Origin of the sequence: Marinoscillum sp. MHG1-6, assembly GCF_024714475.1 — a bacterium.
Taxonomy (GTDB): Bacteria; Bacteroidota; Bacteroidia; order Cytophagales; family Cyclobacteriaceae; genus JAMZMI01.
In genome coordinates this window covers 644,554-669,361 of record NZ_JAMZMI010000002.1, presented here as the reverse complement: position 1 = coordinate 669,361, position 24,808 = coordinate 644,554, and the positions used below count along the sequence as shown (strand labels likewise).

General features: G+C 42.5%; 22 protein-coding genes and 1 riboswitch. Of the genes, 10 read left to right on the top strand and 12 right to left on the bottom strand.

All coding sequences use genetic code 11. From position 1 onward, the window contains the following. Positions 1-105: 105 nt before the first annotated feature. On the bottom strand, positions 106-858 hold the full coding sequence (locus NXR94_RS06685) for a hypothetical protein (RefSeq protein ID WP_258103825.1): 753 nt from the start codon (positions 856-858) through the stop codon (positions 106-108). Between the two features lie 153 nt (positions 859-1,011). Here NXR94_RS06685 and NXR94_RS06680 point away from each other — a divergent pair, with 153 nt between their 5' ends. Then, positions 1,012-1,521 carry a 3'-5' exonuclease gene (locus NXR94_RS06680; protein ID WP_258103824.1) on the top strand — a complete coding sequence of 170 codons (510 nt, stop codon included), beginning with the start codon at positions 1,012-1,014 and terminating at the stop codon, positions 1,519-1,521. On the opposite strand, the gene NXR94_RS06675 is transcribed toward NXR94_RS06680, so the two are convergent. The 4 genes from NXR94_RS06675 to NXR94_RS06660 form a co-directional block, all read right to left on the bottom strand. Next, positions 1,522-1,737: a hypothetical protein gene (locus NXR94_RS06675; protein ID WP_258103823.1), complete on the bottom strand. Its 216-nt coding sequence runs from the start codon at positions 1,735-1,737 to the stop codon at positions 1,522-1,524. It abuts the gene before it with no gap. Positions 1,738-1,850: 113 nt separating this feature from the next. Continuing rightward, positions 1,851-3,575 carry an AAA family ATPase gene (locus NXR94_RS06670; protein ID WP_258103822.1) on the bottom strand — a complete coding sequence of 575 codons (1,725 nt, stop codon included), beginning with the start codon at positions 3,573-3,575 and terminating at the stop codon, positions 1,851-1,853. Position 3,576: 1 nt separating this feature from the next. After that, positions 3,577-4,659, bottom strand: coding sequence for an Ldh family oxidoreductase (locus NXR94_RS06665; RefSeq protein WP_258103821.1), 1,083 nt, complete (start codon positions 4,657-4,659; stop codon positions 3,577-3,579). A 49-nt stretch (positions 4,660-4,708) separates the two neighbouring features. Further along, entirely contained in the window at positions 4,709-5,653 is a 945-nt protein-coding gene (locus tag NXR94_RS06660; protein ID WP_258103820.1) for a Ppx/GppA phosphatase family protein, read from the bottom strand. A gap of 331 nt (positions 5,654-5,984) precedes the next feature. Here NXR94_RS06660 and NXR94_RS06655 point away from each other — a divergent pair, with 331 nt between their 5' ends. Then, positions 5,985-7,052: a M42 family metallopeptidase gene (locus NXR94_RS06655; protein WP_258103819.1), complete on the top strand. Its 1,068-nt coding sequence runs from the start codon at positions 5,985-5,987 to the stop codon at positions 7,050-7,052. Positions 7,053-7,486: 434 nt separating this feature from the next. On the opposite strand, the gene NXR94_RS06650 is transcribed toward NXR94_RS06655, so the two are convergent. The 3 genes from NXR94_RS06650 to NXR94_RS06640 all read right to left on the bottom strand — a co-directional run bounded on the left by NXR94_RS06650 (position 7,487) and on the right by NXR94_RS06640 (position 11,014). Beyond that, positions 7,487-7,876, bottom strand: a complete 390-nt coding sequence (locus NXR94_RS06650) for a hypothetical protein (protein WP_258103818.1) — start codon at positions 7,874-7,876, stop codon at positions 7,487-7,489. 304 nt (positions 7,877-8,180) lie between these two features. Beyond that, positions 8,181-9,695 carry a 4Fe-4S binding protein gene (locus tag NXR94_RS06645; protein WP_258103817.1) on the bottom strand — a complete coding sequence of 505 codons (1,515 nt, stop codon included), beginning with the start codon at positions 9,693-9,695 and terminating at the stop codon, positions 8,181-8,183. Further along, the gene (locus NXR94_RS06640; protein ID WP_258103816.1) at positions 9,695-11,014 is read right to left on the bottom strand and encodes an NAD(P)/FAD-dependent oxidoreductase; all 1,320 of its coding nucleotides are present in this window, start codon (positions 11,012-11,014) and stop codon (positions 9,695-9,697) included. Before NXR94_RS06640 ends, NXR94_RS06645 begins: the two co-directional genes overlap by 1 nt. 157 nt (positions 11,015-11,171) lie before the next feature. Here NXR94_RS06640 and NXR94_RS06635 point away from each other — a divergent pair, with 157 nt between their 5' ends. Then, positions 11,172-11,873 carry a DUF547 domain-containing protein gene (locus NXR94_RS06635; RefSeq protein WP_258103815.1) on the top strand — a complete coding sequence of 234 codons (702 nt, stop codon included), beginning with the start codon at positions 11,172-11,174 and terminating at the stop codon, positions 11,871-11,873. Positions 11,874-12,014: 141 nt separating this feature from the next. Here the strand turns inward: NXR94_RS06635 and NXR94_RS06630 are convergent, their stop codons facing one another. After that, positions 12,015-13,280: a carboxypeptidase-like regulatory domain-containing protein gene (locus tag NXR94_RS06630; protein ID WP_258103814.1), complete on the bottom strand. Its 1,266-nt coding sequence runs from the start codon at positions 13,278-13,280 to the stop codon at positions 12,015-12,017. A gap of 120 nt (positions 13,281-13,400) precedes the next feature. On the opposite strand from NXR94_RS06630, the gene NXR94_RS06625 reads away from it, so the two are divergent. From NXR94_RS06625 to NXR94_RS06610, 4 genes are all read left to right on the top strand, one after another. Beyond that, on the top strand, positions 13,401-13,826 hold the full coding sequence (locus NXR94_RS06625; RefSeq protein ID WP_258103813.1) for a DUF4430 domain-containing protein: 426 nt from the start codon (positions 13,401-13,403) through the stop codon (positions 13,824-13,826). A gap of 4 nt (positions 13,827-13,830) precedes the next feature. Beyond that, a complete protein-coding gene (locus NXR94_RS06620) occupies positions 13,831-14,388 on the top strand; it encodes a DUF6580 family putative transport protein (RefSeq protein WP_258103812.1) in 558 nt (185 codons plus the stop codon). A 4-nt stretch (positions 14,389-14,392) separates the two neighbouring features. Continuing rightward, positions 14,393-14,588, top strand: a riboswitch (cobalamin riboswitch). 108 nt (positions 14,589-14,696) lie between these two features. After that, the gene (locus NXR94_RS06615; RefSeq protein ID WP_258103811.1) at positions 14,697-16,538 is read left to right on the top strand and encodes a TonB-dependent siderophore receptor; all 1,842 of its coding nucleotides are present in this window, start codon (positions 14,697-14,699) and stop codon (positions 16,536-16,538) included. Between the two features lie 7 nt (positions 16,539-16,545). Next, positions 16,546-17,589 (top strand): YncE family protein, encoded by a 1,044-nt coding sequence (locus NXR94_RS06610; RefSeq protein ID WP_258103810.1) that lies wholly within the window; start codon positions 16,546-16,548, stop codon positions 17,587-17,589. Positions 17,590-17,849: 260 nt separating this feature from the next. Here NXR94_RS06610 and NXR94_RS06605 read toward each other — a convergent pair whose 3' ends face one another. After that, positions 17,850-18,206: a hypothetical protein gene (locus tag NXR94_RS06605; RefSeq protein WP_258103809.1), complete on the bottom strand. Its 357-nt coding sequence runs from the start codon at positions 18,204-18,206 to the stop codon at positions 17,850-17,852. Positions 18,207-18,271: 65 nt separating this feature from the next. On the opposite strand from NXR94_RS06605, the gene NXR94_RS06600 reads away from it, so the two are divergent. From NXR94_RS06600 to NXR94_RS06590, 3 genes are all read left to right on the top strand, one after another. Continuing rightward, positions 18,272-19,168, top strand: coding sequence for a DUF72 domain-containing protein (locus tag NXR94_RS06600; protein WP_258103808.1), 897 nt, complete (start codon positions 18,272-18,274; stop codon positions 19,166-19,168). A 22-nt stretch (positions 19,169-19,190) separates the two neighbouring features. Beyond that, positions 19,191-20,324, top strand: a complete 1,134-nt coding sequence (locus NXR94_RS06595; RefSeq protein WP_258103807.1) for an MBL fold metallo-hydrolase — start codon at positions 19,191-19,193, stop codon at positions 20,322-20,324. A gap of 192 nt (positions 20,325-20,516) precedes the next feature. After that, complete coding sequence (locus NXR94_RS06590; protein WP_258103806.1) at positions 20,517-22,910, top strand: glycoside hydrolase family 2 TIM barrel-domain containing protein; 2,394 nt, start codon at positions 20,517-20,519, stop codon at positions 22,908-22,910. 51 nt (positions 22,911-22,961) lie between these two features. Here the strand turns inward: NXR94_RS06590 and NXR94_RS06585 are convergent, their stop codons facing one another. Together NXR94_RS06585 and NXR94_RS06580 are read right to left on the bottom strand one after the other, a co-directional pair. Further along, positions 22,962-23,330: a hypothetical protein gene (locus tag NXR94_RS06585; protein ID WP_258103805.1), complete on the bottom strand. Its 369-nt coding sequence runs from the start codon at positions 23,328-23,330 to the stop codon at positions 22,962-22,964. Between the two features lie 25 nt (positions 23,331-23,355). Next, the gene (locus NXR94_RS06580; RefSeq protein WP_258103804.1) at positions 23,356-24,807 is read right to left on the bottom strand and encodes an SDR family oxidoreductase; all 1,452 of its coding nucleotides are present in this window, start codon (positions 24,805-24,807) and stop codon (positions 23,356-23,358) included. Between the last annotated feature and the right edge of the window lies 1 nt (position 24,808).

Here is a 24,808-nt window from a genome sequence, read left to right as displayed (position 1 = left end):
AAGTTAGATAGAGAAATGCTGATGATTTGTGCCTTTTGTTACATAGCCAACAGCATAAAAAAAAGGCCCCGTTATGGGGCCCTTTTCATTTTGAATGCGCGGTGATTATCGTCTGCGAGATGGGTAGCTGCTAGCTGAAGATCCTCTCGAACCTGAATTGTCATAAGCTACCATTGATCTACCGCTTGAACTTCGGCTATTGGATGGTCTGGCATTTCCATTGCCATTACCTCTTCCATTTCCTTGTCCGTTATTTCCATTTCGTCCTTTTCCATATGCGTTTCCATTATTACCCTTGGAGTGGCCATATGCATTTCCATTGCCTCTTCCTTCGTAGTGATCATGTCTGTTGCCATTTCCGCGTCCCTGGTAATTATGTTTGTTTCCATTTCTATAGCCATTGTCGCCATGATTGTGTTTGTCGTATTTGTGATGTCCGTGGTGAGAATGACCATGGTTGTGACCACTATATACGTATACATTTCTATTGAAATGGTTGTGGTGACTTCTATAGTAATCAGTATGGAAACCACAATGAGCAGTACAGCTATGGTTTACGATAGGGTTATAAGAATGTACCACTCTTCTATGAACATGTCCATACCTGTCAATATTCACCTGTACGAATACATTACCTCTTTGTAAGACAACTTCGAAGTATCCAACTCCTGTAGTAGGGATTCTTGATGTATGTACTACCTCATATCCATAGTAGTCATGGTGTACTGTCTGATAAACCTCATAAGGCATAGACCAGCTTTGGGTCACCCCAAAGGATGTGGTCAATGACCATTGGGCTTTTGTAACAGTAATGGAGGCGAAGGCGATAACGAACGAAAGTATGATTGTCTTTTTCATGATTTCCTCTGTTTGATTTATTGGGTTAAAGACAATATGCGTGCCAAAACTTGTGTCAAAGAGTTAATTTACTGATAATCAATAAGTTGAGTTGTTTTTATTTTTATCTGATTGTATGAGTTTTGATCTTTAGGTAGATTGCAATATTGATCTATGGTACCTGAAACATTCACAGCGATTGATTTTGAAACGGCTCAAAGGAACCCGGCCAGCATTTGTCAGGTGGGGCTGGTGAGAGTTGAAGATGGGGTGGTAGTGGAGACATTCAATGAGCTGGTACGCCCTCCTGATAACTATTATTTCTACCAGAATATTGGTGTGCATGGGATCAAACCAGAGGATACCATGGATGCACCGACCTTCGAAGTCGTCTGGCATCAATTCAAACACTGGATCATAGATCAGGTGGTAGTTGCTCACAATGCCAACTTTGATTTTACGTGCTTAAAACATGCCCTGGCATATTACGATGAAATACAACCGGAATATGAGGGGAAATGTACCCTTCGCATTTATAGACGGGGGTTGGCCTATTTGAGTAAGAAACATAAGATTTCACTAAACCACCATGACGCACTCAGTGATGCCAATGCATGCGCTATGCTTTACCTCAAGCACCTGAAGCATGTGAATTTGCCAAGGACGGGTATGCTGTTTAACTGACTAAAGTGCTCTGACCACCCGAAAAGGAAACAGAAGTATAGCTCCAACCACCTGAAATACCAGTTCTATTGTCAGCCCAATAATTTTGAATGGCAGTAACAAGAGCCAAAGGAGAGGAAGGGCAAAAAGAAGGATGATGGCGATTGGCCATGCAATACTGAACAGAATAAACCAAAGAATGATGGCAATGATCAATTTCATAATTATGCGTTTCATGAAATTGCTCAAATTAAAAGCCAAGATATATATCTGATTGGTTTTCAGTTGAGTAGAAATTGAGGTGGTAATGTAGCTATCCAGTTTCGAACAGTTAAATGTTGAATAATGGACTATTTCACCTCTAACAGAAATAACCGGGCAAGTCTTATCTCATCATAATCTACCTTGCCATTTAGCGCGCTATGAATAAAGCCTATTTTCAAGCGACCTTCTTTATCATAGAATTCCTCGTTGCCCTGACCTTTTAGCTTACTCATGGCCTTTTCTACTTTTTCCATGGATTTGCGATCTGGTTGGTAGTCGGAGAGATCCAACTCAGGATGATCATTTTTGATTCTCTCAAGATGCCCTATAATGGTGCCAAAAGACAAATCGCGCTCAAAGGCAATAAGGTCAAGAGACTTTCCCTCTTCGATGAGCTTTCTGGTTTTTTGGTAGGTGCTTTCTTTTGCAGGTTTCTTAAGAAACTCTCTGACCCGTGACTTGTTATTTTCAATAATGTCCGGATCATTGGTACCACCGCATTTTTCTATGAATTTTTCAAAAGCAATTTTTAAATGAGCTTCCGGTATCTCCTGGATTTGCTGCTCATAGTCCGATGACAGTTCCTGGAAACGTCTGTCTGCCTTGAACGCCAAATCATCGACCATTAAAGCTCGATTGTTCATCCCTTTGAGGTACAATCCATTCCAATCTTTGAGACGTGACAATGCCACATATCCCTGGCCGGTCTCAAAAGTCTTGGACAAGTCAATTTCAGCTGCATCCAGCGTCATTCCCTGGCTTTTATGCACGGTTATGGCCCATGCCAAACGCAAAGGGATTTGTTCGTAGGAGGCGAGAATATTTTCCTTTTCATCGACTACCGTCCATTCCTCGGGTAGAGTAAGAATATGTTGTCCGGAAGAAAGTTTCACTTTTGGCCAACCCTTCGCGTCAAAATCCTCGACAGTACCGGTTGAGCCATTGAAGTACCCTTTTTCAGGATTGTTACGAACGAACATGACTTTTGCTCCCTTCTTCAATTCAAGAGCCGGGGCAGCCAACACTGTTTGTTTTAGTGTATCTACCAGTCTGGAGTTCCCTTTGGTCTTGGCTTCAAATGTTTTTGGAGGGTTAGGATTTTCCTTCAGCCGTTCTGCATTCATCTCATCCACGTCCGCATTGTGCGTATAGAGTTTAATGATATCTGAATCAGGCATTTCCTCCAGTAACTTATCCTGAATAAGGAATTGGGTTTCTTCAGAAAGTTCTTTACCTCTTATTTCGCTAAGTATTCTACTAAGCGTATCCTCCCCTTGTCTATATTGATCAGTTAGGTAGCATATTTTTAAATTTGCTTCAACCCATATCGGGGCCATAAAAGCGAATTTCTCGCGATTGCTAAGCTTATCCCTTGAAACGGGGGGCAGCTGAAAAAAATCTCCTGATAATATGACCTGCACTCCTCCGAACGGGAGGTGGCTTTTTTTAAAATGTTTCAGGATATCACTGATTCCCGTGAGTACCTGACCTGAGAGCATAGAGATTTCGTCTATGACCAGCACTTCAACCTGTTCAAGGCGATCTTTTCTCTGCTTGTTTGACCCGATTTTCTCAAGATCTCTAGGAAATATTTGGTCCTTGATGCCAATTCCTGACCATGAGTGTACCGTTTGTCCTCCGATATGTGTTGCGGCAATACCGGTAGAAGCCGTGACAGCTACAGGTACTTCTCTTTCTCTTAAGTAGTTGACATATTCGTTGATCAGATAGGTCTTACCTGTACCCGCTGACCCCGTTAGATAGATGTTATGTCCTGATTTGAGTATGGAAAGTGCGGTCTGCTGATTCATGTCAGCTGCCTTCCGGCATTTTCACTTCGAATCTTTCACCCAGGGATTTTAAGTCGTCGACTACCTTGTCAAGAAGAGGAATGCCATTGGTCCTTCTTTCTTTTTCCATTTCCCTTTCCGGGTCACCCGGGATCAATACCTGACGTCCTTTCATCGCAGGTTCGGCATTTTTGAAACGGCTGATCCAGTTATCCATATGCGTTTTAAACTCTCCAGCAGGCCTGAAGGCATCAATTCTCATTGCACCAAAGAAATGACCTATTCCTTTTCCTACCGGATCACTTGGAGGGTCAAGGAAAGCTACGAATGGTGGTACCCATGGACCATAGTTCGCTCCTGATAAAACAGCTGAGAAAATATCAACCACTGCAGAAAGCCCGTATCCTTTGTGAGACCCATGATCCCTATCCCCACCTAACGGGAGTAATGCGCCTCCGTTTTGGACCCCATAGGGGTCAGTGGTAGGTTCACCGTCGGCACTTTGAATCCATCCACTAGGAGCCTGAATCTCTTTTCTTTGAAGTATTTCCAGTTTTCCGTTTGCGGCGGTAGTGGTTGCCATATCAAGAACAAATGGAGGTTCTTTGTCTGCCGGTATGGCAACAGCAATTGGGTTGGTCCCTAGTAGTCGCTCTTTTGAAAACGTGGGAGCCACCAATGGACTGGCATTGGTCATGGCAATTCCTATGCAATCATGTTCTAAAGCCATCATTGCATAGTAACCAGCAATGCCGTAATGATTTGAATTTCTTACTGATACCCAGCCGGATCCAGCGGTTTTAGCTTTTTCAATAGCCAGTTTCATGGCTTCCGGACCTACAGTGAGTCCCAGGCCGCTATCTCCGTCAATCACTCCGGTACTTGGTGTTTCGTGGACTACTTTGATTTTCGGGCTGGTATTCACACGATTTTTGTCCATCAGACGAACATACCCGGACAATCTTGCCACACCATGAGAATCAACCCCTCTTAGGTCTGCACTTAGCAATACTTCTGCGCTTTTTCTTGCCTGGCTGTCCGAACATCCGTTGGCCTTAAGAATGGCCTTGGCAAACTGAAATAGGTCGTCGTAAGATATAATCATCGAATAGGATTTTCAGAAGGCAAAAATAAAAGATTGCCTCAATCGATGATCAGTTAAGCGTATTTTCCTTTTCTAAATTTCTCAGTGTATTGAGAAGTACACCTTCTTTCAGGGCATAGGCCGAGACTCGAATATGATTGATTTGTAGCTTTTCAATCACAAATTCAATGAGTAAACAAGCCACCACTATCATGTCCACCCTTAAAGGGATCATGCCCGGGATTTTCAGTCGGTCTTCACGATTTTTCACCTTTAAATCCTGAAGAATCTTGTGAAATGCAGTAATGGTCAGTGGGTATTCAGTCATTTCCAGATCCCTGTCGATTCCCTCAGCAATACAATAGATGTCGCTTAGTGTATCAAATGTTCCGGAGCTTCCGATGAGCGTTGTTGGTTGATATTTGGAGTACGCAGTGAAGAGTTCATCAAGCTTAATTTCAAGGTAGCTCTTCAGGTCTGCAATATCTTGGTCAGTAATTGGGTCTGTTTTGTGAAACTTTTCAACCAATCGCTGTCCACCTACTTCGAAACTCTGCTTCCAGAGGATTTCATTTTCATTTCCGATAATGAATTCAATACTACCCCCGCCAATATCCATGATTAGGGAGGTTCTGGAACCAAGCGGCATGGCTTTTTTAACACCGTAATAAATGTGTTCTGCCTCTTCCAGTCCTGATATTACTCTCACCGCGATTCCGGTCTCTTCCAATATTCTTTTGACAATGTCCTGACCATTCGAAGCATTTCTGATGGCGCTGGTAGCTGTTGCGAAAACACGATAAACATTCTCGGCATCAATGATTGCTTTAAAACCATTAAGCGTATCGAGTGCACGCTGTTCTGCCTCGGGAGTGATTCGGCCTTGATTGATGCCATTCTTCCCGATTTTTACTGCCGCCTTTTCTCTATAAACGATCTTCCACTCTTCATCCTTTACATCTACAATAAGCAGATGAAAAGTGTTAGTACCCATGTCTATAACCGCGATTCTCATAGTCGTTAAATCAGCCGCAATATACTTGAACTCCTCCTAAAATAATTATGTCCCATTGCATAATAAGTACAATTCCTGATAGGACTATCATATAACAGTATCAACGGTGAAATAATGCGTTGAACATGTTTTTTGAAGGGAGCCATTAATTCTGACACTGTAAATCCTGATCCAGTTGTGGCGAGTTTGGAAATTCTTCAATAGAATACGACCAATGCGGGTAGATGGGGGATCAATCAACTGAAATTAGAGATTAATGTGTTGGCTTCATTGGAGATCGCCAATTTCATGCGAAATTAGGAGCCTTGTATGAGCAAACAGAATGATTAATATGAATAAGGATAGCAAAGAATTTTTATTTAAATACTTGAATAATGCGTCCCCAACCGGTTTTGAGGCTGAGGGCCAGAAACTTTGGCTGGATTATATCCGGCCGTATATCGATGATTATATTTCAGATACCTATGGCAGTTTGGTTGGGGTAATCAATCCAGAGGCCAAATACAAAGTGGTTATCGAAGCACATGCGGATGAGATCAGTTGGTTTGTGAATTACATCACCGATCAGGGATATATATATGTGATTCGGAATGGTGGTTCTGATCATCAAATTGCCCCATCTAAAAAGGTCAACCTTCATACAAAAAAAGGAATTGTTAAGGGGGTCTTTGGCTGGCCTGCAATACATGTAAGAAAGGAGAAGGAAGATGCTCCAACCCTGAAAAACATTTTTGTAGATGTGGGAGCCAGTTCCAAGGAAGAAGTTGAAAATATGGGGATTCACCCGGGTACTGTCATCACTTTTGATGATGAGTTGATGGAGTTGAATGAGAAGTACCTGGTCGGAAGAGCTTTGGATAACCGAATTGGAGGTTTTATGATTGCACAGGTCGCACGCAAGATCAAGGAAAATAAGATTGATCTGCCTTTTGGACTTTATGTGGTCAATGCTGTGCAGGAAGAAATTGGTTTACGCGGGGCAGAAATGATTGCTCACAAAATCAAACCGGATGTGGCTATCGTGACGGATGTCACACATGATACGAATTCTCCCATGTATGATAAGATCACCAGTGGAGACATTAGTTGTGGAAAAGGTCCGACGGTCTGTTATGGACCAGCAGTCCAAAATAATTTGCTGGATATGATAATTGGAGTGGCTGAGAAAAAGGAAATCCCCTTTCAGCGAAGAGCTTCTTCGAGGTCTACCGGAACAGACACGGATGCTTTTGCCTATTCTAATGAAGGTGTAGCGTCGGCACTTATTTCCATTCCTTTAAAGTACATGCATACCACCGTCGAGATGTGTGCGTACGATGACCTGGAACAGACTATTGATCTGATCTATGAAACAGTCGTGCAGCTGCCATCAGGACATGACTTCAGGTATATTAAATAAGCATAAGAAAGTATTGCCCTATCATTTGACGAGTTCAATTGATAGGGTTAAAAAATAGAATCTTAAAACTTTGGCTTATTTCAGGTATGCAGTAATAAATTCAGGAGATTCAACCAGAAAGGCTGTAGCAATCAAAACTCCAATAACAAGACATAGCTGGAAGATGGTTCTTTTAGAATTCCTAGTCATAACTTAAAAAGTTGGTTGGTTTAACACTCCAATATACCCAAAATGTGGTAGAAAATAAATTTTGAATGAAGAAGATTATTTTTGTGGTATGAAAAAAATGGAGTGTCCATCATGTGCGATGGAGGTAGGAAGGAATGAGGAGCAATGTCCGATTTGTGGGTATGAGTTTCCGAGGCAAAGCAAAGCCATCCGCTCGATTGCGGTACTGCTCATAATGCTTCTGCTATACCTGCTTTTATTCTAGATCAGTGTACCATATAAGGAATAAGTAGTTCCTTCATTTCAGATCGACCAATGTCTTTGTTTTCAATCAGGAACCCGATGGTTTCTTTTCGGAATCCCAACTTCTTGGCCATACCCAGGGCAAAAGCTTCTTCAGCTTTAGTTACGACATTGTCTGCTAAAATCACAAGCATGCAATCCATGATAAATTCCATCTTATCTATGACGGTCATGGGAGCAAGACTGTCCTGAAAATCATGTGAATTAAAGATGCTGTGAATTTCCTCATCTGAGGCACCGTAGTTCCGACCTATTTTCATAATTGCAGCTCTCTCAGAGTCCGCAAATTCCTCATCCACCATGGCAATGTTGACAAGGATGCTCAGTTGCTTTTTTTTCTCATAGTCCAACATAATTCTAGTTTACAAATAATAATTAAGTAAGTACAGTGTCAAGATATAAACGGTTTTTTTCAGTGTTTGGTGGAAAATCACGGAGATAAATGAAAAAACATACCTAATTATGGGTATTTACGTGGTTTATTTCCCCGTAACTATTTGTGGAAAATGTATTTCGACTTTCTTTGCAATTGAAAGGAGTTAGGGTAGTAGCTTTCTCCTCTTCATATTGTACTTGTTACTGGCCAGTGTACCTCTATACTGGCCTTTTTTAATTTTAGAGAATCGGGTGCAATTCAATGTCCTGTGAAAAAGATGGCTACTCTATAAAAGAGTTTTTCACAAACCGCCCTTCTTCATCCCTGTTTTCCAGATTGAGCACCCCCCGAGGGCAAACCGAGCTACAAACCCCGCAACCAACACATGATGATCGTATGATATTTTGTCCGCGCTGGGCATACCACCTTACATCGATGCCCATTTCACAGTAGGTGGAACAGTTTCCACAGGAAATACACTGGCCTCCATTCGTCGTGATTCTAAACCTGGATTTGAATCTTTGAATAAATCCCAGGTAAGCCGCTAATGGGCAGCCAAAACGGCACCATACCCGGTTCCCCATCAAAGGATAAAACCCGGTTCCAACGACTCCGCTAAAAATCGAGCCGATCATAAAGCCATATGGCTTTCGTAAGTAGGTATAGGTATCCAGACCAAAAATGGTGTTCGTAGAAGATATGAAGTTGTAAAGTACGGCTCCTGTCATCACGATGGCGAAAACAAGCACGCCATGAATGAGGTAGCGTTCTATTTTCCAGGCTCGCAGGGACTTATCTGATAATTGTCTAAATGGGTCGCCCGCAGTCTCTGCGAGGCCACCACAACCGCAGACCCAGGAACAGTACCATCTTTTGCCGAAGAAATATACCAGCACCGGTACGCCTACCATGAAAAGGGTGATCCCCCAGGCAAACATAAAGATGCCAATACCTCCAGCGGAAGTGAGCATGTTGATGTGCCAGGCGTCAAAGAAATCATAGTCCAGCGGCCACATGTTTTTAAAATCAAAATAGGGCTGATTCAGACGGACGAGTATTTCGGGCAGAAGAAACGCCAACGCCAGTTGAAAAAACATGACCGAAATAGTTCTGACTATCTGGTATTTGCTGTGACGATACTTCATAATGAATCTCACGCCCATGACGGTGACAGCGATGGTATAAAGAAATCCATATAGGAACCACTGGCTAGAAGTAGCACTGGGATTGATCCATTTTTGAAGCGGATCGACCAGTATGATCCAGTTCATAATGTGGGCATCATAGAAGTACAAAAGGATGTAAAAAGCGATGAGGATTGTGCCCACCAGTATACCTATCCAGCCACGGTTATTAAGTGCATTAAAGAAAATCCCATTGTTTTTGATCCCTGGAGGACTGTTCTTACCAGCTAAACTAAAAATTACTCCTCCACCGATGACCAGTCCGAAGATGAGTAAGAACAAAGTTGTGGGGTGTTCAGTAATGATTCCTTTGGTTGCGGCCCTCGTTAATGAGGCGGTGTAGTTATCATAGATTACCTGATCCCATTGCTGTGTAGCACGCATCTGTTCATTAACCGTATTGACAGCATGGTCAATGGCATTTGCAAATGAAATGGCATTGCTAAATGGCTTTTCAAGAATGTTCGCTATTTCAGGAAGCAAGCTTTCCTGATGCTCTTGTTTGACAATTGATTTGAAGTCCTCATTGCTAAGTTGATAATCTGACATGAAGAACAGGCTCAAAAAGAGTCCCAGGCCTACTAGAAAGAAAGTCAATCCAAGATTTTTCATCAGTTCAGTATTTTTTCTAAGAAGCCCTTCTTGCGGATGGTGACCTGATGATCAGGGAACGCGCCATTATATTTTGATTGAATTTCCTGTTCATGCCTTCGAAACAATTCGGGATCGAAATGGGCGTCCGTCAGGTGTTCCATGACATATTGCAAGGTTTTTCCGTCGCGGATCCATCTATCCCAGACTTCATGTCGTTGACGAAGACCCATAAAGTTGACTCCTTCAACCTCATAATTTTCGTTAAAAACAATTCTCATGGCTTTTTTTCCATCTGCATGTTCCCAGTAAAACGAAGATGAGTGGTATGGAGGAACGGAGCCATAGGTTTGGTACTCAATATCAAAAAACTTAGCTGAGTTGAACCATACACCCGGATTATAAACAGTTGGAGTGCCACAGATTGTTTTCGCCACCGTTTCACCCATTTTTCTACCGACATACCAAACTGCTTCGATACTCTTTCGGTATTGCGATGGACTCTTTAATTGCGCACAGTCCCCGATAGCATAGACATCCGGAAGGTTTGTTTTTAGGAGCTCATCCACCAAGATTCCTTTGTCTATTTCCAGGGTAGAATATTTAAAAAGGTTGATGTTAGGATGAACGCCCACGGTCAACCCAACAAACTGACAGGGTATGGTTTCGTTATCATTAGTTTTAACTGCTTTGACTTTTCCTTCACCGTCATCAATGATTTCCAGCAACTCTGTATTTGTTCTGAGATCGATATGATGTTCTCTTAGGTGCCTGTCAATCATGCTGGCTTCTTCATCGGGGAGGACGATATCCCAGAAATGCGATTCTCGTATCAAATAGGTCACCGGAATGTTCCTTGAGTGAAGCATTTCGGCCATTTCCACACCAATGAGGCCACCTCCCACAATCACTGCCCGTTCAATATTTTGGGTATTTTGTTCCATCAGTTCAAGATCTTGCAGGGAGTACAATCCCTGTACTCCTTTTAAATCCTGCCCTTTCCAGCCAAACTTATTTGAGTTTGAGCCCGTGGCAAGAATTAGTTGATCATAATTGATCGCTTCACCATTGTTGAATTGAAGTTCGCGACGATCAAAGTCAACCTGCTCCACCCAACCCATTTTCAGGTCAATGTTATTTTTTCTCCAGAACCAGTCCTCATAGGGTTTGGTGTGTTCATATTTCATGTGTCCCATGTAGATATACATGAGCGCGGTGCGGGAGAAAAAATGTTCGGACTCACCGGAAATCACCGTGATTTTATGGTCAGACAGCTTTCTGATATGACGAGCTGCCGTGATCCCGGCTATTCCATTACCTAGAATGACAATGTGCTTCATTGGAGAATTATGAAACGAAAAGTTAGCCAGAGATCTTTGGTACGCTTATTGGCGTTAATTATTTGAATCATTATTGTCAATCAATTGACAATCCATGGCCAAGCTATTTTCGTAAATTGAGTCTTATGAACTTATGTTAAACGTACAAAAAAAATATATGAAGTGGCTGTTCATTGTAGGTTTTATGTTGAGCGTTACCATTTCCCCGGCTCAGTCGTTTTTTGAGCAGGCGGATGTGTTTTTCACAAAATATGTTGATGACGGTCAGGTGAACTATCAGCTTTTGAAACGAGAACCGAAAATGCTGAATGATCTTGTTCGGGAAATTCGCGATCATGACATTTCCAATAAGCGAGTGACTCAGGATTATCTTAAGGCATTTTACATCAATGCTTATAATATTCTGGTGATTAAACAAGTGGTTGACAGGTATCCGGTTTCAGGCCCACTGACTATTGATGGGTTTTTCTCCGACTTTAAACATGGGGTAATGGGCCAGGAGGTGACCCTTGATCAGCTGGAAAAGGATTTGCTTTATTCGAGATTTCCTGATCCGAGACTGCATTTCGTTTTGGTCTGTGCGGCAAAAGGATGTCCGCCGTTGGCAGATTTTGGATATATACCTTCTTCCCTCGAAAAAATGCTTACAGAAAGAACTAGTTATGTATTGAACCTCAATTGGTTTATTCGTGTTAATACTGGAAAGGTGCAGGTATCCGAGATTTTTAACTGGTACAAAGATGATTTTATCAAATCAAAAGGGTCAGTAATCTCGTTTATTAACCAGTACCGAAAGGATAAAATAAATGAACGATCTAAAGTGGATTACTACACTTATGATTGGTCACTCAATGAATAGAAGTAGTTGATTTTTTCATAGTTGATAGGTTCAAGTTAGACAGAGTCTTGATGGGTTATTGATAAGTATTCAGAATAGGTTAGGTTAAGTGACAAAAGCCCATCAAAGGAGCCCGACGATTTATTCGTCGGGCTCCACTGTTTATTGGATAACCGTATTAATCTCTTCCCAGCTTAATCCTTCATTATTAAAGACTTGCTCACTTAATTTCTCTCCTGGTTTAAACCTTTTATCCTCAGGTATCTCGCTGACTTCACTAAATTGAATTTCATTTAATTTGATCAGTATCTCCATTTCAAAGTGACTTTTTTCATTCTCATCAAACAGGTGACGCTTTTTCATGTCGGCTTCGAGATAGAAATAGAAGTACTCAGGAAACCATCTTCCATTGACATACTGATAGCGGGTTTGGATTTGACGGTCGATATCGTTGATGCTTAGGCCGTAAAGGAAAAGCAATGGTTTGATAAGGGCAGGAATTACAAGTTCAGATTCCAGTGTGATCAGCGAGACGGCATTGGTGCTCAAATCGATATAGATATTTCCGGTAGAAAGCTGGTGTTCGACCGGATTTTTGGCTTTGAATCGGATGTTCAACAATTCCTTATTATTGTATTGCACGGACTCATCGAAGGAATATCGGTAGAGTTTGAATTTCGTGCTGTCCAGAAAACTTGGAAGTCGATGATGATTAATGGCCAGGCTAAAGATGTCATTAGGTCCTCCAAATGTGGATTCTACCAAAGCCACCTCAGGGTCTTCAAACTCTTCTCCTTTTCTTTCAGCCTTTTTTTGTTCTTTGCGTTTTTCCTTATCTATTTTCTTGCGCATGAACTCGATGCGCTTTGGATTTTCCTCCTTTCTGTAAAGTAGGAGCTGGTGCTGATTTTTGGAAGTATCCCTATAGGCGGGATAATACGATTTAAACACTCCCTCCGTATAGCTTACATAAGCTCCATTTTCTCTCAGTAACTCCCTGTAGTAAGACCTTGATCCGTATGAGTCCTGAGGCAATGTATTGTCAAAATTGTTGACTGCTTTTTTGATGTAGGCCTGAGGGGTTAATGGCCGAACAACCACTTCATCCAGTTGGCGAATGGCAGGGGGCAATTTAATGAGGTAGTAGCCATCATCACGTGTGTCAGAAAAAGTACGGCTTTCATAGCCCATGGAGCTAATCGTGATGGGGTGGCCAAGAAGTGAATCAGGAAATTGAAATTGAAATAGACCGTCCTGATTAGACACCGTACCGATAGGAACCTGGTCAAATCCAATGGTGGCATAGGCCAGTGGCTCTTTTGATTCTGCATCAATAAGCTTTCCTTTGATCTGAGCCTTTTCCTGAGCGGGTAGCTGCTGAAAGGATAGGATTAGAAGTAAAAGTGGGAGAAAAAGGTTGTGATTCATAGCTGATAGATGAAGTTGAGTCAGTTTTCGTTGCTTAATCCATGGTTGTAAAACTCGAAACACCTCATACTCCTTAGAGATTCTCTTTTCATAAAGGTAATTATGCTCTTTCTTTGTGCTATGATTAAATCGATACTTCCTGTATTCTTTTTAGGCTTACTGATGTTTTCTTCCTGTTCCTCGTCAGGTAGTAAGGAGGAAAGTAAAGAAGATGTTGCAGGTGGATATGCAACAATAGTGGTTAATTTTGGTGAAGAGGAGTTGACGTTTGATAGTCTCTCTTTGGATTCAGATAAGTCTCTTTATGATGTTCTGGTTTCCTTAGATGCCAGTGAGGCCGGAATCAATGTGTCGGATACATTGTATGAAGGCATGGGGCATTTAATTGTTGGCTTTGATACGGTGAGAAATGAGAAGCCATATTACTGGATCTATTGCCTTAACAGTAAAAAGGCAAATAAGGGAGTAGATATAATGGAACTGAAGGACGGAGATGTCGTGAATTGGTACTACACTGACGGTGATACACCTTGCAATAAAAATTAAGAATATGAATAAGTATTTTAAAGACATTCTTTTAGGAGCGCTGCTGGTTTTCGTAGCGGTATTTTCACGTGTGGGATTGCATACTCCTAATTTTACGGCTTTGGCGGCGGTAGCATTGTTTAGCGGATTCTATTTTCGTTCTTATTGGTCGGCCATAGTGCCTTTAGCAGCGGTATTTATTTCTGACCTGTTCATTGGGTTCTATTCTCCGGGTGTAATGGTTTTGGTTTATGGCGCATGGGTTCTTACCATGATGATTGGCCGATGGAACTGGGGAACCTCACAGACCAGAATGGGCACAGTTCTGAAACTAGCTGGAAAAGCGTTAATGGCATCAGGGTCATTCTACCTGATCTCCAACCTGGGTGTATGGCTGTTTTCAGGTATGTATACCCTTAATATTACCGGACTCATTGAATGCTATGTGCTAGCTATTCCATTTTTCAGACAGACAATCATGGGAGATTTGTTCTACACTGCGCTGGTATTTGGAACCTACTTCCTGGCCATCTATTTATCTGAAGATAAAAAAGAGGTGGTAGCAGTTCCCGTGAAAAAATAATTTCTAATTTTGTCTTGATTATGGTTCTCACCAGCTACCCATGCTGATGAGATTAAAAGGGAATCTCGTGAAAATCGAGGGCTGTCCCCGCAACTGTAATTCCGAACTGTATGTGTATCACATCTTGCCACTGTCATTAGGGACGGGAAGGCGGTGCACATGGAAGAGCCAGGAGACCTGCCAAAATCAATTGTTTTATTCTGAGCTTCGGGTGAAAGCGTAGGATGGTGAAAGACATATTGTTTCTCATTGTTACTAGGTTGATCCGTGGGCTTTGGAATTGATTGGAATAATTGATTCTGAGTCTGATGAGATTTGTTTTACTATTGACCTTTGGTCTTGGATATGGTGTGCTTTTGGCGCAAACTGATACGACCTATCTCGATGCTGTCGAGGTAAGTGGCTCGTGGTATCGGCCGTTTACTACGGGTACAGGAGTCAGGTCTGTTCAGTTAGCTGATGAGCCGCAATCTCTTGATGGTATTCTTACAGGAGAGCCGTCTATCTACTTCAAAACTTATGGAAATGGACAGTTGAGTTCTATCGCCTTTCGGGGAACTACTGCTGGTCATACTGCTGTGCTATGGCATGGCATCCCTTCTAACTATCCCACGCTGGGTGAAATGGACTTTTCACAATGGCCGGGTTGGTTTTTAGAGGACTTAGCTGTGCAGCCGGGAAGTGGGGGAGCACTTTATGGGAGTGGGGCTATAGGCGGAACAATACTCCTGGATACTGACATCTCCAATACGAATGAATCCAGTCCGCTCTCTGTTGGATTGGAATTAGGTAGTTTCGGTAGACAATTTACTGGGATCAAGACCAATTATGAGGAGGGCAATTTTTATGCATCTACAAATGCCTACTGGGATAGGTTAAAAAATAACTTCAGCTTCAATTATCAGGGTGAAAAGCACGTTCAGACAAACGCTTCTAATAGCAATTACGGACTTCAGCAAAAAGTTGGTTATAAGGTTAGAAGTCACAAGTTCCTACTTGATGGTATGTATACCTTCAATGATCGGGAGATACAACCCAATAAAAGCAGCCTTTCTACACGAAATACGATTGAAACAGAAAATGCTCGTATAGCGCTCGTCCATAATTCTCACCGCAAGTCAGAATGCTGGAATAATACGGTATCCTATTTGAGCAATAGCACGCTATTTAATGATTCGCTTAGAACCACAAGCAGGCAGCTTTCCGCTTTAAGTATCTATTCGTGGGGTCTGTCTGATGATATTGAAGTTAGAGCAGGCGGGAACCTAAACTATTTTGAAGCACATTCCAGCAATTATGCAGGTGAGGTTCATGACGTTCAGGGGGCTTTCTTTACTTCCCTAAATACGCGATGGTCAACCTTTTGGGAGACCAGCTTGAACTTGCGACAATCCATTTATAAAGGTCGTATTCCTTTTACTCCTTCCCTGGGAAATGAAATTCAACTCATTGTCAAGGAGCATTTTCAGTTGAAGACTTATCAGAGTGCTTCTTATGGTTTCAGGTATCCGACTTTAAATCAACTTTACTGGAGACCGGGAGGCAAACCTGACCTGCGATCTGAGACAAGCATTTCTCTGGATGCAGGTTTAGCAGCAGAATGGGATTATTCTAGCTCTAAACTTACGGCCTCTGCGACGGGATTTGGCATCTGGAGTGAGGATTGGATTTATTGGGTGCCACTGGGGGGGATTTCAACACCCCAAAACCTCCGAGATGTTAGGGTTAGGGGACTAGAATCTCAGGTTGCCTGGACTTACAAGGGGCTAATGGTAAATCACAGGCTTATCGGAAGTTATAGTCTGAACGAGTCTCAAAACAGGTCAGGGACCAATGTTGGAAATCAACTCATTTATGTACCGCTACACTCAGGAAGTGTTTCTTACCAATTGGCCGTTGCTCATTGGATTTTTGGTGCGGATGGAGTGTATACCGGCAGACGGTTTACAACACTCAATAATGAGATGCGGGATTCAGTGGAACCTTTTGCAGTGTTTAACCTGATACTGAATTATGAAATCGAATTAGGAGAGCATCAGATAACCCTTGGAACGCAGGTGAAAAATGTGCTCAATGAGGACTATGAAAACTATAACAACCTGGCTATGCCCGGTCGGAATTATTCAATAAATGTATTATTCAAACTATAAATTAACTATGAAACGAAGTCTAAATCAGTTATTAATGATTGCGTTGGCTTTTGTCTGGATATCGTGTTCAGAGGAAGAGAACGACCCATCAATGCCAAAGAGCTTTGATGGAGGTGTGTTTGTCCTGAATGAAGGAAATTTTGGATCAGCCAATGCCTCCCTCTCTTATTTTGAACCAGTCAGCAAAAAAGTTTACAGTGCACAGTACAATAATGCGTCGGGGCAGGACCTCGGAGACGTGCTTCAATCCGGTCATATCAATGACAATTTGTTATTTCTTGTGGTCAATAACAGTAATAAAGTGATAGCACTGGATTTGGATAATCAGCTTTCAGAAAAGTACATTTTAAGCGGTGTACAGCAGCCAAGATATTTGACAACATCCGGAAGTAAAGGGTATGTAACCGAAACAGTAAGCTATGCGGAAAAAGGTAAGCTTTCTGTGTTTGATCTGACTTCTGGTGAGGTTACAAATACTATTGCGATGGATTACCAGCCAGAAGGAGTATTGAAAAATGGAGATCAGCTATTCGTGTCAAACAATGGCTCAGCTAATGTTTTTGTCGTTTCTTTATCTACCGAAGAGGTTACTGATACGATATCTGTTGGTAGTTCTCCCGGACAGATGGTCGTTGATCAGGATGGAGATATTTGGATAGTATGTGCCGGAGGTTACGATCAAAACTGGGATCCTGCTAATGACGGTGCTTTTTATGAAATTGACCCAACAACCCTTCAAGTAAAGAAGTCAATAGAGCTAGGAGCGAATATCTCAGGTAAAATTGCGATAAGCCCGGCGGGAGATGAAATCTATTACCACAATAGTGGTAGTATATATGTACTTCAGGTAGATGCACAGTCAGCTCCGCAAACGGCATTTACCAGTGTGACCAGCTTTTACGGCATTGGAGTATCCGGTGACGGAACGATCTACGTAGCTGATGCCAGTGATTACGTCCAAAATGGTTCGGTTTACAGGTATGAAACGAATGGTACGCTGTTAGACGAGTTTGAGACAGGCCTGTTACCGGGAGGTTTGATATTTAATTAAGATATAACTGTTAAGGAGTGAGGTGGTCCAGCACGGGCCATCTCACATTCCTCACAGTTCCGACTTACAGTGCTGGTTAAAGACCTACGAGCCGTAAATAGAGTCTAAAACTGGAGGGAAACGGGATTTGGCCAATACTTTATTCGACGAGCGAATAAAAAGAGTGGACGAATGTTCCGTTATCTAAAATTTAGCACTAAAAAATGCTAATTCAAAATAATTTCACCGTCTCCCGTGATTTTATTGATATGGCAGCAGTCTTAGCCAACAACAAAAGTGGTTTCCAGAACCTGTTGGCCTTTTATCCAACCTTCAAACAGAAAAGTTGTTCCTTCAAAAGCAATCTCATCTTTATCCGAATCGGTTGCTATCACATAATAGGAGTAAGTTCCTCCTAGGTCATGATATTCTGAGTGACGTGTTTTGTCGGTACTCATGTTAGTAACCAGGGCACTGTCCAATTCAACATTAGAGCCAGCTTGATCCTTAACCTGTGTGGTCACCATCGCAAAAATCTTAGTACATACGATATCTGTAGGGCAGTTATGAGGGTCAGGTTCCTCGCTGCAACTGTAAAGGATGATAATAAAAAGAAGGGGGATGAGCATCTGCTTCATAACACAAAGACCATTCAAAAGGTTAATTGGTTTAAATTGAATTTGATAAATCAAATGTAGACCCAATGAAGTTTGGAAAAGTTGATGATCCCAGCCTGGTAGATTTTACCCTTCCGGCTGACCATCCGGATACTGCCGTAGTACTGTATCAAAAGGGAGGAGGAGGTCTTCGGTATTTTTATGTGGGCTGCGCAAAGTGGAACAAGCAAGATTTAAAAGGGTTTTATCCAAGAGGCACCAAAGATGAACTGGCCTATTATGCTTCTCAATTCAATTCCATTGAACTCAATGCGACCTTCTACAGCATGTATGGTCCTGAACAGATTGAAAAGTGGAAAGATAAGACGGGTCCTGACTTCGTGTTTTTTCCTAAAGTAAATCAGACCATTAGTCACTTTAAACGACTACTTGATGTGGAGAAAACGCTGGAAGAGTACTGTGAAAATACCCGAAGTTTTGGAGATCAACTGGGAATGATCTTTCTCCAGCTACATGACAATTTCTCCCCAAAAAACCGGGAACGCGTGGAAGCCTTTTTGGAAATGTGGCCTAAAGATTTGCCTTTGGCTGTAGAAATGCGCCATACTGATTGGTTTAATGACCAAAGGGAGGCCGAATGGATATATCACACGTTTGAGAATCACGGAGTGGCAAATATTATTACGGATACTGCAGGTCGAAGAGATTTGTTGCACATGCGGTTAACGAGTCCGGTGGCTTTTGTCCGGTATGTTGGGGCCAATCACAGTAGCGATTATACTAGACTGGATGATTGGATTGAGCGAATAAAGATTTGGAAAGAGCAGGGCCTTGAAAAACTTTATTTTTTCGTACATCAAAACCTTGAGAAGGCGTCTCCGTTACTTTCAACACATTTCATTAAGCATTTTAATGCGGAATTTGGAACAGACCTAAAAGTGCCTGCATCAAAAGGGCAAGCTGAGTCCGGCACCTTGTTTTAAGGTAGGATATTCGTTGAATTAAATGAAGAAATTTTTACGTATTATCAGAAATATTTTGATTGGATTCCTGGGGATCATTCTATTCCTGGTATTAATTATTACGCTTATGCTTCAATTTTATCCGCCCTTCGGCAAAAAGCCATCAGGCAAACGGTTGGAAAGTTTCAGTGAGCTTGCAAATTTTAGCGAAGGCAGGTTTAAAAATCTGGAGCCGATAAAAGAGGATTTTACCTGGGATGATTATAAAAGGATGATCCCTATGATGCTTAAGGGTAATCCCCGGGGTATTCCAAAGGAACCACTTCCTATGATCAAATGGAAGGAAGCGCAACTAAGCGAACTGGAAAAGCAAGATCAACTGGTATGGTTCGGGCACTCTTCCTTTTACCTTAGGATGAATGGGATGAATATTCTCATTGACCCGATGTTTGGAGACTATCCTTCCCCATTACCCTACCTGGTGGCCAAACGTTTTAATACTACTTTTCCCATTGATATTGAGGAACTTCCGCAGATAGATTTGATACTGCTTTCACATGATCATTATGATCATTTGGATTACGGAACGATCAAAAAATTGATGGGTAAGACCAGACAGTTTATTGTTCCACTGGGAGTAGGTTCTCACCTCGAGTCGTGGGGAGTAGATCCGGACTTAATTCAGGAGCTATACTGGGGCGAAGAAACGAATCTGGGAGATATCAAGTTTTCCTGCACGCCGGCGCAGCATTTTTCCGGACGTGGGGTCGGAGACAGGCAATGTACATTGTGGGCAGGATGGGTGATAGATGGGGCCTTCAAAATTTTCTTTAGTGGTGACTCGGGCTATTTTTCGGGTTTTAAGGACATCGGGGAGCAATATGGTCCGTTTGACTATTGTCTCATGGAATGTGGTCAGTATAATCTGCTTTGGAAAGACATACATATGATGCCTGAGGAAACCGCACAAGCTTCTTTGGATGTTAAAGGCAGACGAGTGATTCCTATTCATTGGGGTGCTTTCAGGTTAGCTGTTCATGATTGGGACGACTCCATAGACCGTGTTGCAAAGGCTCTGGAGGGTAAGGACATCCAATTGGTGACCCCAATACTTGGTCAGCCCATTGTTTTGGGAGAAGAAACTATAACCCGGGACTGGTGGCGGGGCCTGGAATAGGTTTAAGGCATAGGGTTTTAATATTCTATCATCTTCCCTTTAAGGATGCTTCATTTTATCTCAACATCCGAAAGTCCCCTCCTCATTTGATCAAAATGAGTCCCAGGCAAGTTATGTGTTTGGGTATTTTTACCACAATAAGATTTATGCCAATCGAATATGATGCTCTCCCAAAGACTGCTTGTTGTTTTAATGTTAATTATCTGCAATAATGCCTTTTCTCAAAGGATTGTCCGGGAGATAAAGGATTGGAAGTTCTGGAAAGGAGATGCAGAACAGGCTTATCAGATCGCTTTTGATGATTCGGAATGGGCGTTAGTAAAAGTTCCACACGATTGGGCCATTTACGGGCCATTTGACAAGGAAATTGATAAGCAGGTAGTGGCCATAGAGCAGAACAATGAAAAGGCGGCTACTGAAAAGACAGGAAGAACAGGCTCACTTCCATTTATCGGAGTCGGCTGGTACAGAACTGTATTGGATGTTTCTGGTTTTAGTAGGGGTAATCAGGCACTTCTGACATTCGATGGAGCGATGAGCAATGCTGAGGTATTTGTTAATGGCCAAAAAGTGGGATCCAGAGCCTATGGGTACAGCTATTTTTATTTTGATATAGCCGAATATTTGAAGCTCGACGAGCAAAACATCGTAGCTGTACGATTGGAAAACTTGCCGTTTTCATCAAGATGGTATCCGGGTGCCGGATTGTATCGAAAGGTTCAGCTGATCATTAAAAAAGCTTCCAGTTTCCAGCATTGGGGGCATACGATTACTACTCCATTCATTTCAGTAGAGGCTGCTAAGGTAAATATCCGGTCACTTGTTGTGGGTGAAAATCTGACCATCAAGGCAACAGTAAAGGATGCTGATGGAAATGTGGTTACTGAAAAAAACTACGGCGAAAGGTTCGGCGATGAAATAGAGCAAAATCTGGAGGTAAAGCACCCGAAGCTTTGGAGCCCTGATAGCCCATATCTCTACACAGCGGAGTTGAAACTTTATGAAAATGATCAATTAGTTGACTCTGAAGAAGTAAGGTTCGGAATAAGAGCAATAAGTTACACTTCCGAAAAGGGCTTCCAATTGAACGGTGAAACTGTAAAATTTAAGGGTGTTTGTTTGCATCATGATCTTGGTCCAATTGGAACCGCAGTTAATCGTGCAGCCTTAAAGAGGCAATTGACCATATTGAAGGACATGGGTTGTAATGCCATTAGGTCTGCTCACAATATGCCATCGCTGGAGCAAGTGGAGCTGTGTGATGAAATGGGATTTTTCATGTTGGCAGAAAGTTTTGATGAGTGGAAAAAGCCCAAGGTAAAAAATGGTTACAATCTTTACTTCGATGAATGGATGGAGCAAGATGTGGTGAATCTAGTGAAGGCCATCAAAAATCATCCTTCTATAGTGATGTGGAGCGCCGGAAATGAGGTGCCCGATCAATGGGGAAGCGAGGGTGTAAAACGGGCTAAGCGGATTCAGGATGTATTTCATCGGGAAGATCCGACTCGTCCGGTAACTGTGGGGATGGACCGAGTGAAGGCTGTCATGGAGAGTGGTTTTGGAGCTATCTTGGATGTTCCGGGGCTAAACTATCGTGTTCATTTGTACGAGGAAGCCTATGATAAATTCCCTCAGGGAATATTACTGGGATCCGAGACAGCTTCTACAGTGAGTTCCCGGGGTGTTTACAAGTTTCCGGTTGAGAAGGGTGCTGAGAAGCAGTATGAAGATATGCAATGTTCTTCATATGATCTGGAATACTGCAACTGGTCCAACCTGCCGGAAGATGATTTTGTTATGCAGGATGACAAGCCCTGGGTGATCGGGGAATTTGTCTGGACAGGCTTTGACTATCTTGGAGAACCTACTCCTTACGATAATTTCTGGCCCTCTCGCAGCTCCTATTTTGGGATATGTGATTTAGCCGGGTTGCCAAAGGATAGGTATTATCTCTATCGCAGCAGATGGAACACCGAGGATGAAACCCTGCATATATTGCCTCATTGGAACTGGAAGGGGAGAGAGGGGGAAATAACCCCGGTTTTCGTTTATACCAACTACAACTCCGCAGAGCTATTTATTAATGGCAGGAGCCACGGAGTTAGAACTAAAAACGATTCTACTAAGCAGAGTAGGTACCGACTTATGTGGAAGGATGTCAGGTACGAACCGGGTAGAGTGAAAGTAGTGGCTTTCGGCGATCAGGGTAATATAGCTGCCGAAAGAAGTATCGTTACCTCCGGAACGCCCCATCACATACAATTGGAAGCAGATAGATTGGTTGTTGCTGCGGATGGAGAAGATTTATGTTATGTCACGGCTACAATAGTAGATAAAAATGGTAATCCCTGTCCAATGGCAGATAATAGACTGAATTTCAAAGTCAAAGGAGCGGGGAGCTACCGGGCAGCATGTAATGGGGATGCGACGTCATTAGAAGTATTTCACCAACCAACCATGAAGGCGTTTAGTGGCAAGCTTGTAGTACTCGTGCAGTCCACTCAAAAAGTGGGCGATATTGAATTAACTGTCTCTGGTAATGGATTGAAAAAGGAGCGGATCGAGTTAAGATCAGTGAGATAATCTTAATCTCAGGCATTGTCAGCATTGAAAAAGGCGTATTGTCTTTTGACATTATTCAGAGGTTCGAATGAGTACAATCTTTTCTGTCTCAGAATCTTTCAGGGCTAGCTCCAAATAATTTTCACTAACTGAATCCAATCGAAATAGTCGACCCTTAGCATTGGGAGCAAATTTTAATTCTAATAAACCCTCTTCAGTGATAATGAATGTCCCCGTTGGCTTCACCGGCCTGAGTTGATTCTTGAGCCAGGTGTGGTAGGTGCTATCCTCTTCAAAAGAGAACCATCTGCTTACATTTTGAGAGTTGCCTTCTGCATACCATTGACCCAATAAGGATGAGGTGTTACCGGTTATGGATTGTTCTGTTTGTGGAGATGAACAACCTATCAGGAGAATAAGGATTGGTACAATTTTCTTCATATTGCGGTATTTGCTAGTGGGCAAATTACCAAATACGGCTATTATCTTCATTTGAGTTGCCATCTTTCACCAGGTAGGTAATCAGGCCATTGAAAATTAATCCATGAAATGGGTACACGGCATACCAGTACAGTCTTCCCAGGAGACCTTTCGGCCTAAATGTGGCTGTTTGAGTAAGTAAGTTGTTTTGGAACCTGAATTCCAACCATGCCTCTCCGGGAAGCCTCATTTCGGCAAACAACAGCAATCTTCCATGGTCTTTATCAGCAAAGAGTACCCTCCAAAAATCCAGTGCATCTCCGGCGTTTAGGTGATGCTTGTTGGTTCGTCCACGACGTAGCCCCACCCCTCCGACCATTTTGTCAAGCGCCCCTCGCAACTTCCATAAAAAATTGGCATAGTACCAGCCATTGGAACCGCCGATACCCCAGATTTTATTAATGGTCGAGGATTTATTGGAGCATGTCTTGGATCGCTGATCAACAAAACAGCCATGCTTTGGAACCGCTATGAATTCGGAGAATTGGGTGCCCATGTGTCCGCTTACCAGGGAATCTTTCCAACTGGAAATGATTACACTATTCTCAATTTTGTCAAAAGCGGCCTTAAGTGTCTCTTCATAGCTCAGGGGCGTGATTTCGGTGATTTCGGAGAGGTCATTGGGTTGACAAACGACTTCTACTTTCATGCTGTCAACCAGCGCTACAGCAAGTCGATAGGAGGTGGATGTAACGAAATAGAGCCAATAGGAGGAAAGGCGAGGGGTCATCACCGGAATGGTAATAATCGTTCGTTTGAGTCCTCGGATGCGGGCGAACCCCAGCAGCATTTCTTTATACGTCAAAATATCAGGTCCACCGATATCGTAGTTTTTATCATAAAAATCATCATTGAGCAAGCCTTTTATAAGGTATTTAACTACATCTCTGATCCCTATGGGTTGGCATCGTGTATTAAGCCATTTGGGAGTGATCATAATCGGAAGCTTTTCCACGAGGTCTCTGATGATCTCAAAGGAAGCACTACCTGATCCAATGATGATACCGGCACGAAATGTTGTTAAAGAGTATGCCCCTTTTCTCAATTCAGCCTCTACCATTTGTCTTGAACTGAGATGCCTGGAAAGTTGATGATCATTGGTGATGCCACTTAAGAAAATCACCTGTCTCGCTGATGTTTCATTGAGCCTGCCCCGAAAGTTAATCGCGGACTGTTGTTCGAGCTGATCGTATTGGCGTGAAGCTGACATTGAATGGACCAGGTAATAGGCAGCATCGATGTCATTAGGAATTGCTTCCAGGGTTTCTGGTACTAGCAAGTCAATCTCTATCACCTTGACCTGATTCAATAGGGTTGGGCCCGGATTAAACCTGGAGCGATCCCTTACGCAGCAGATTACCTGATGCCCCTCCTTTACCAAGACAGGAAGCAGCCTTTTTCCTATGTATCCGGTAGCGCCGGTCAATAAGATTTTCATT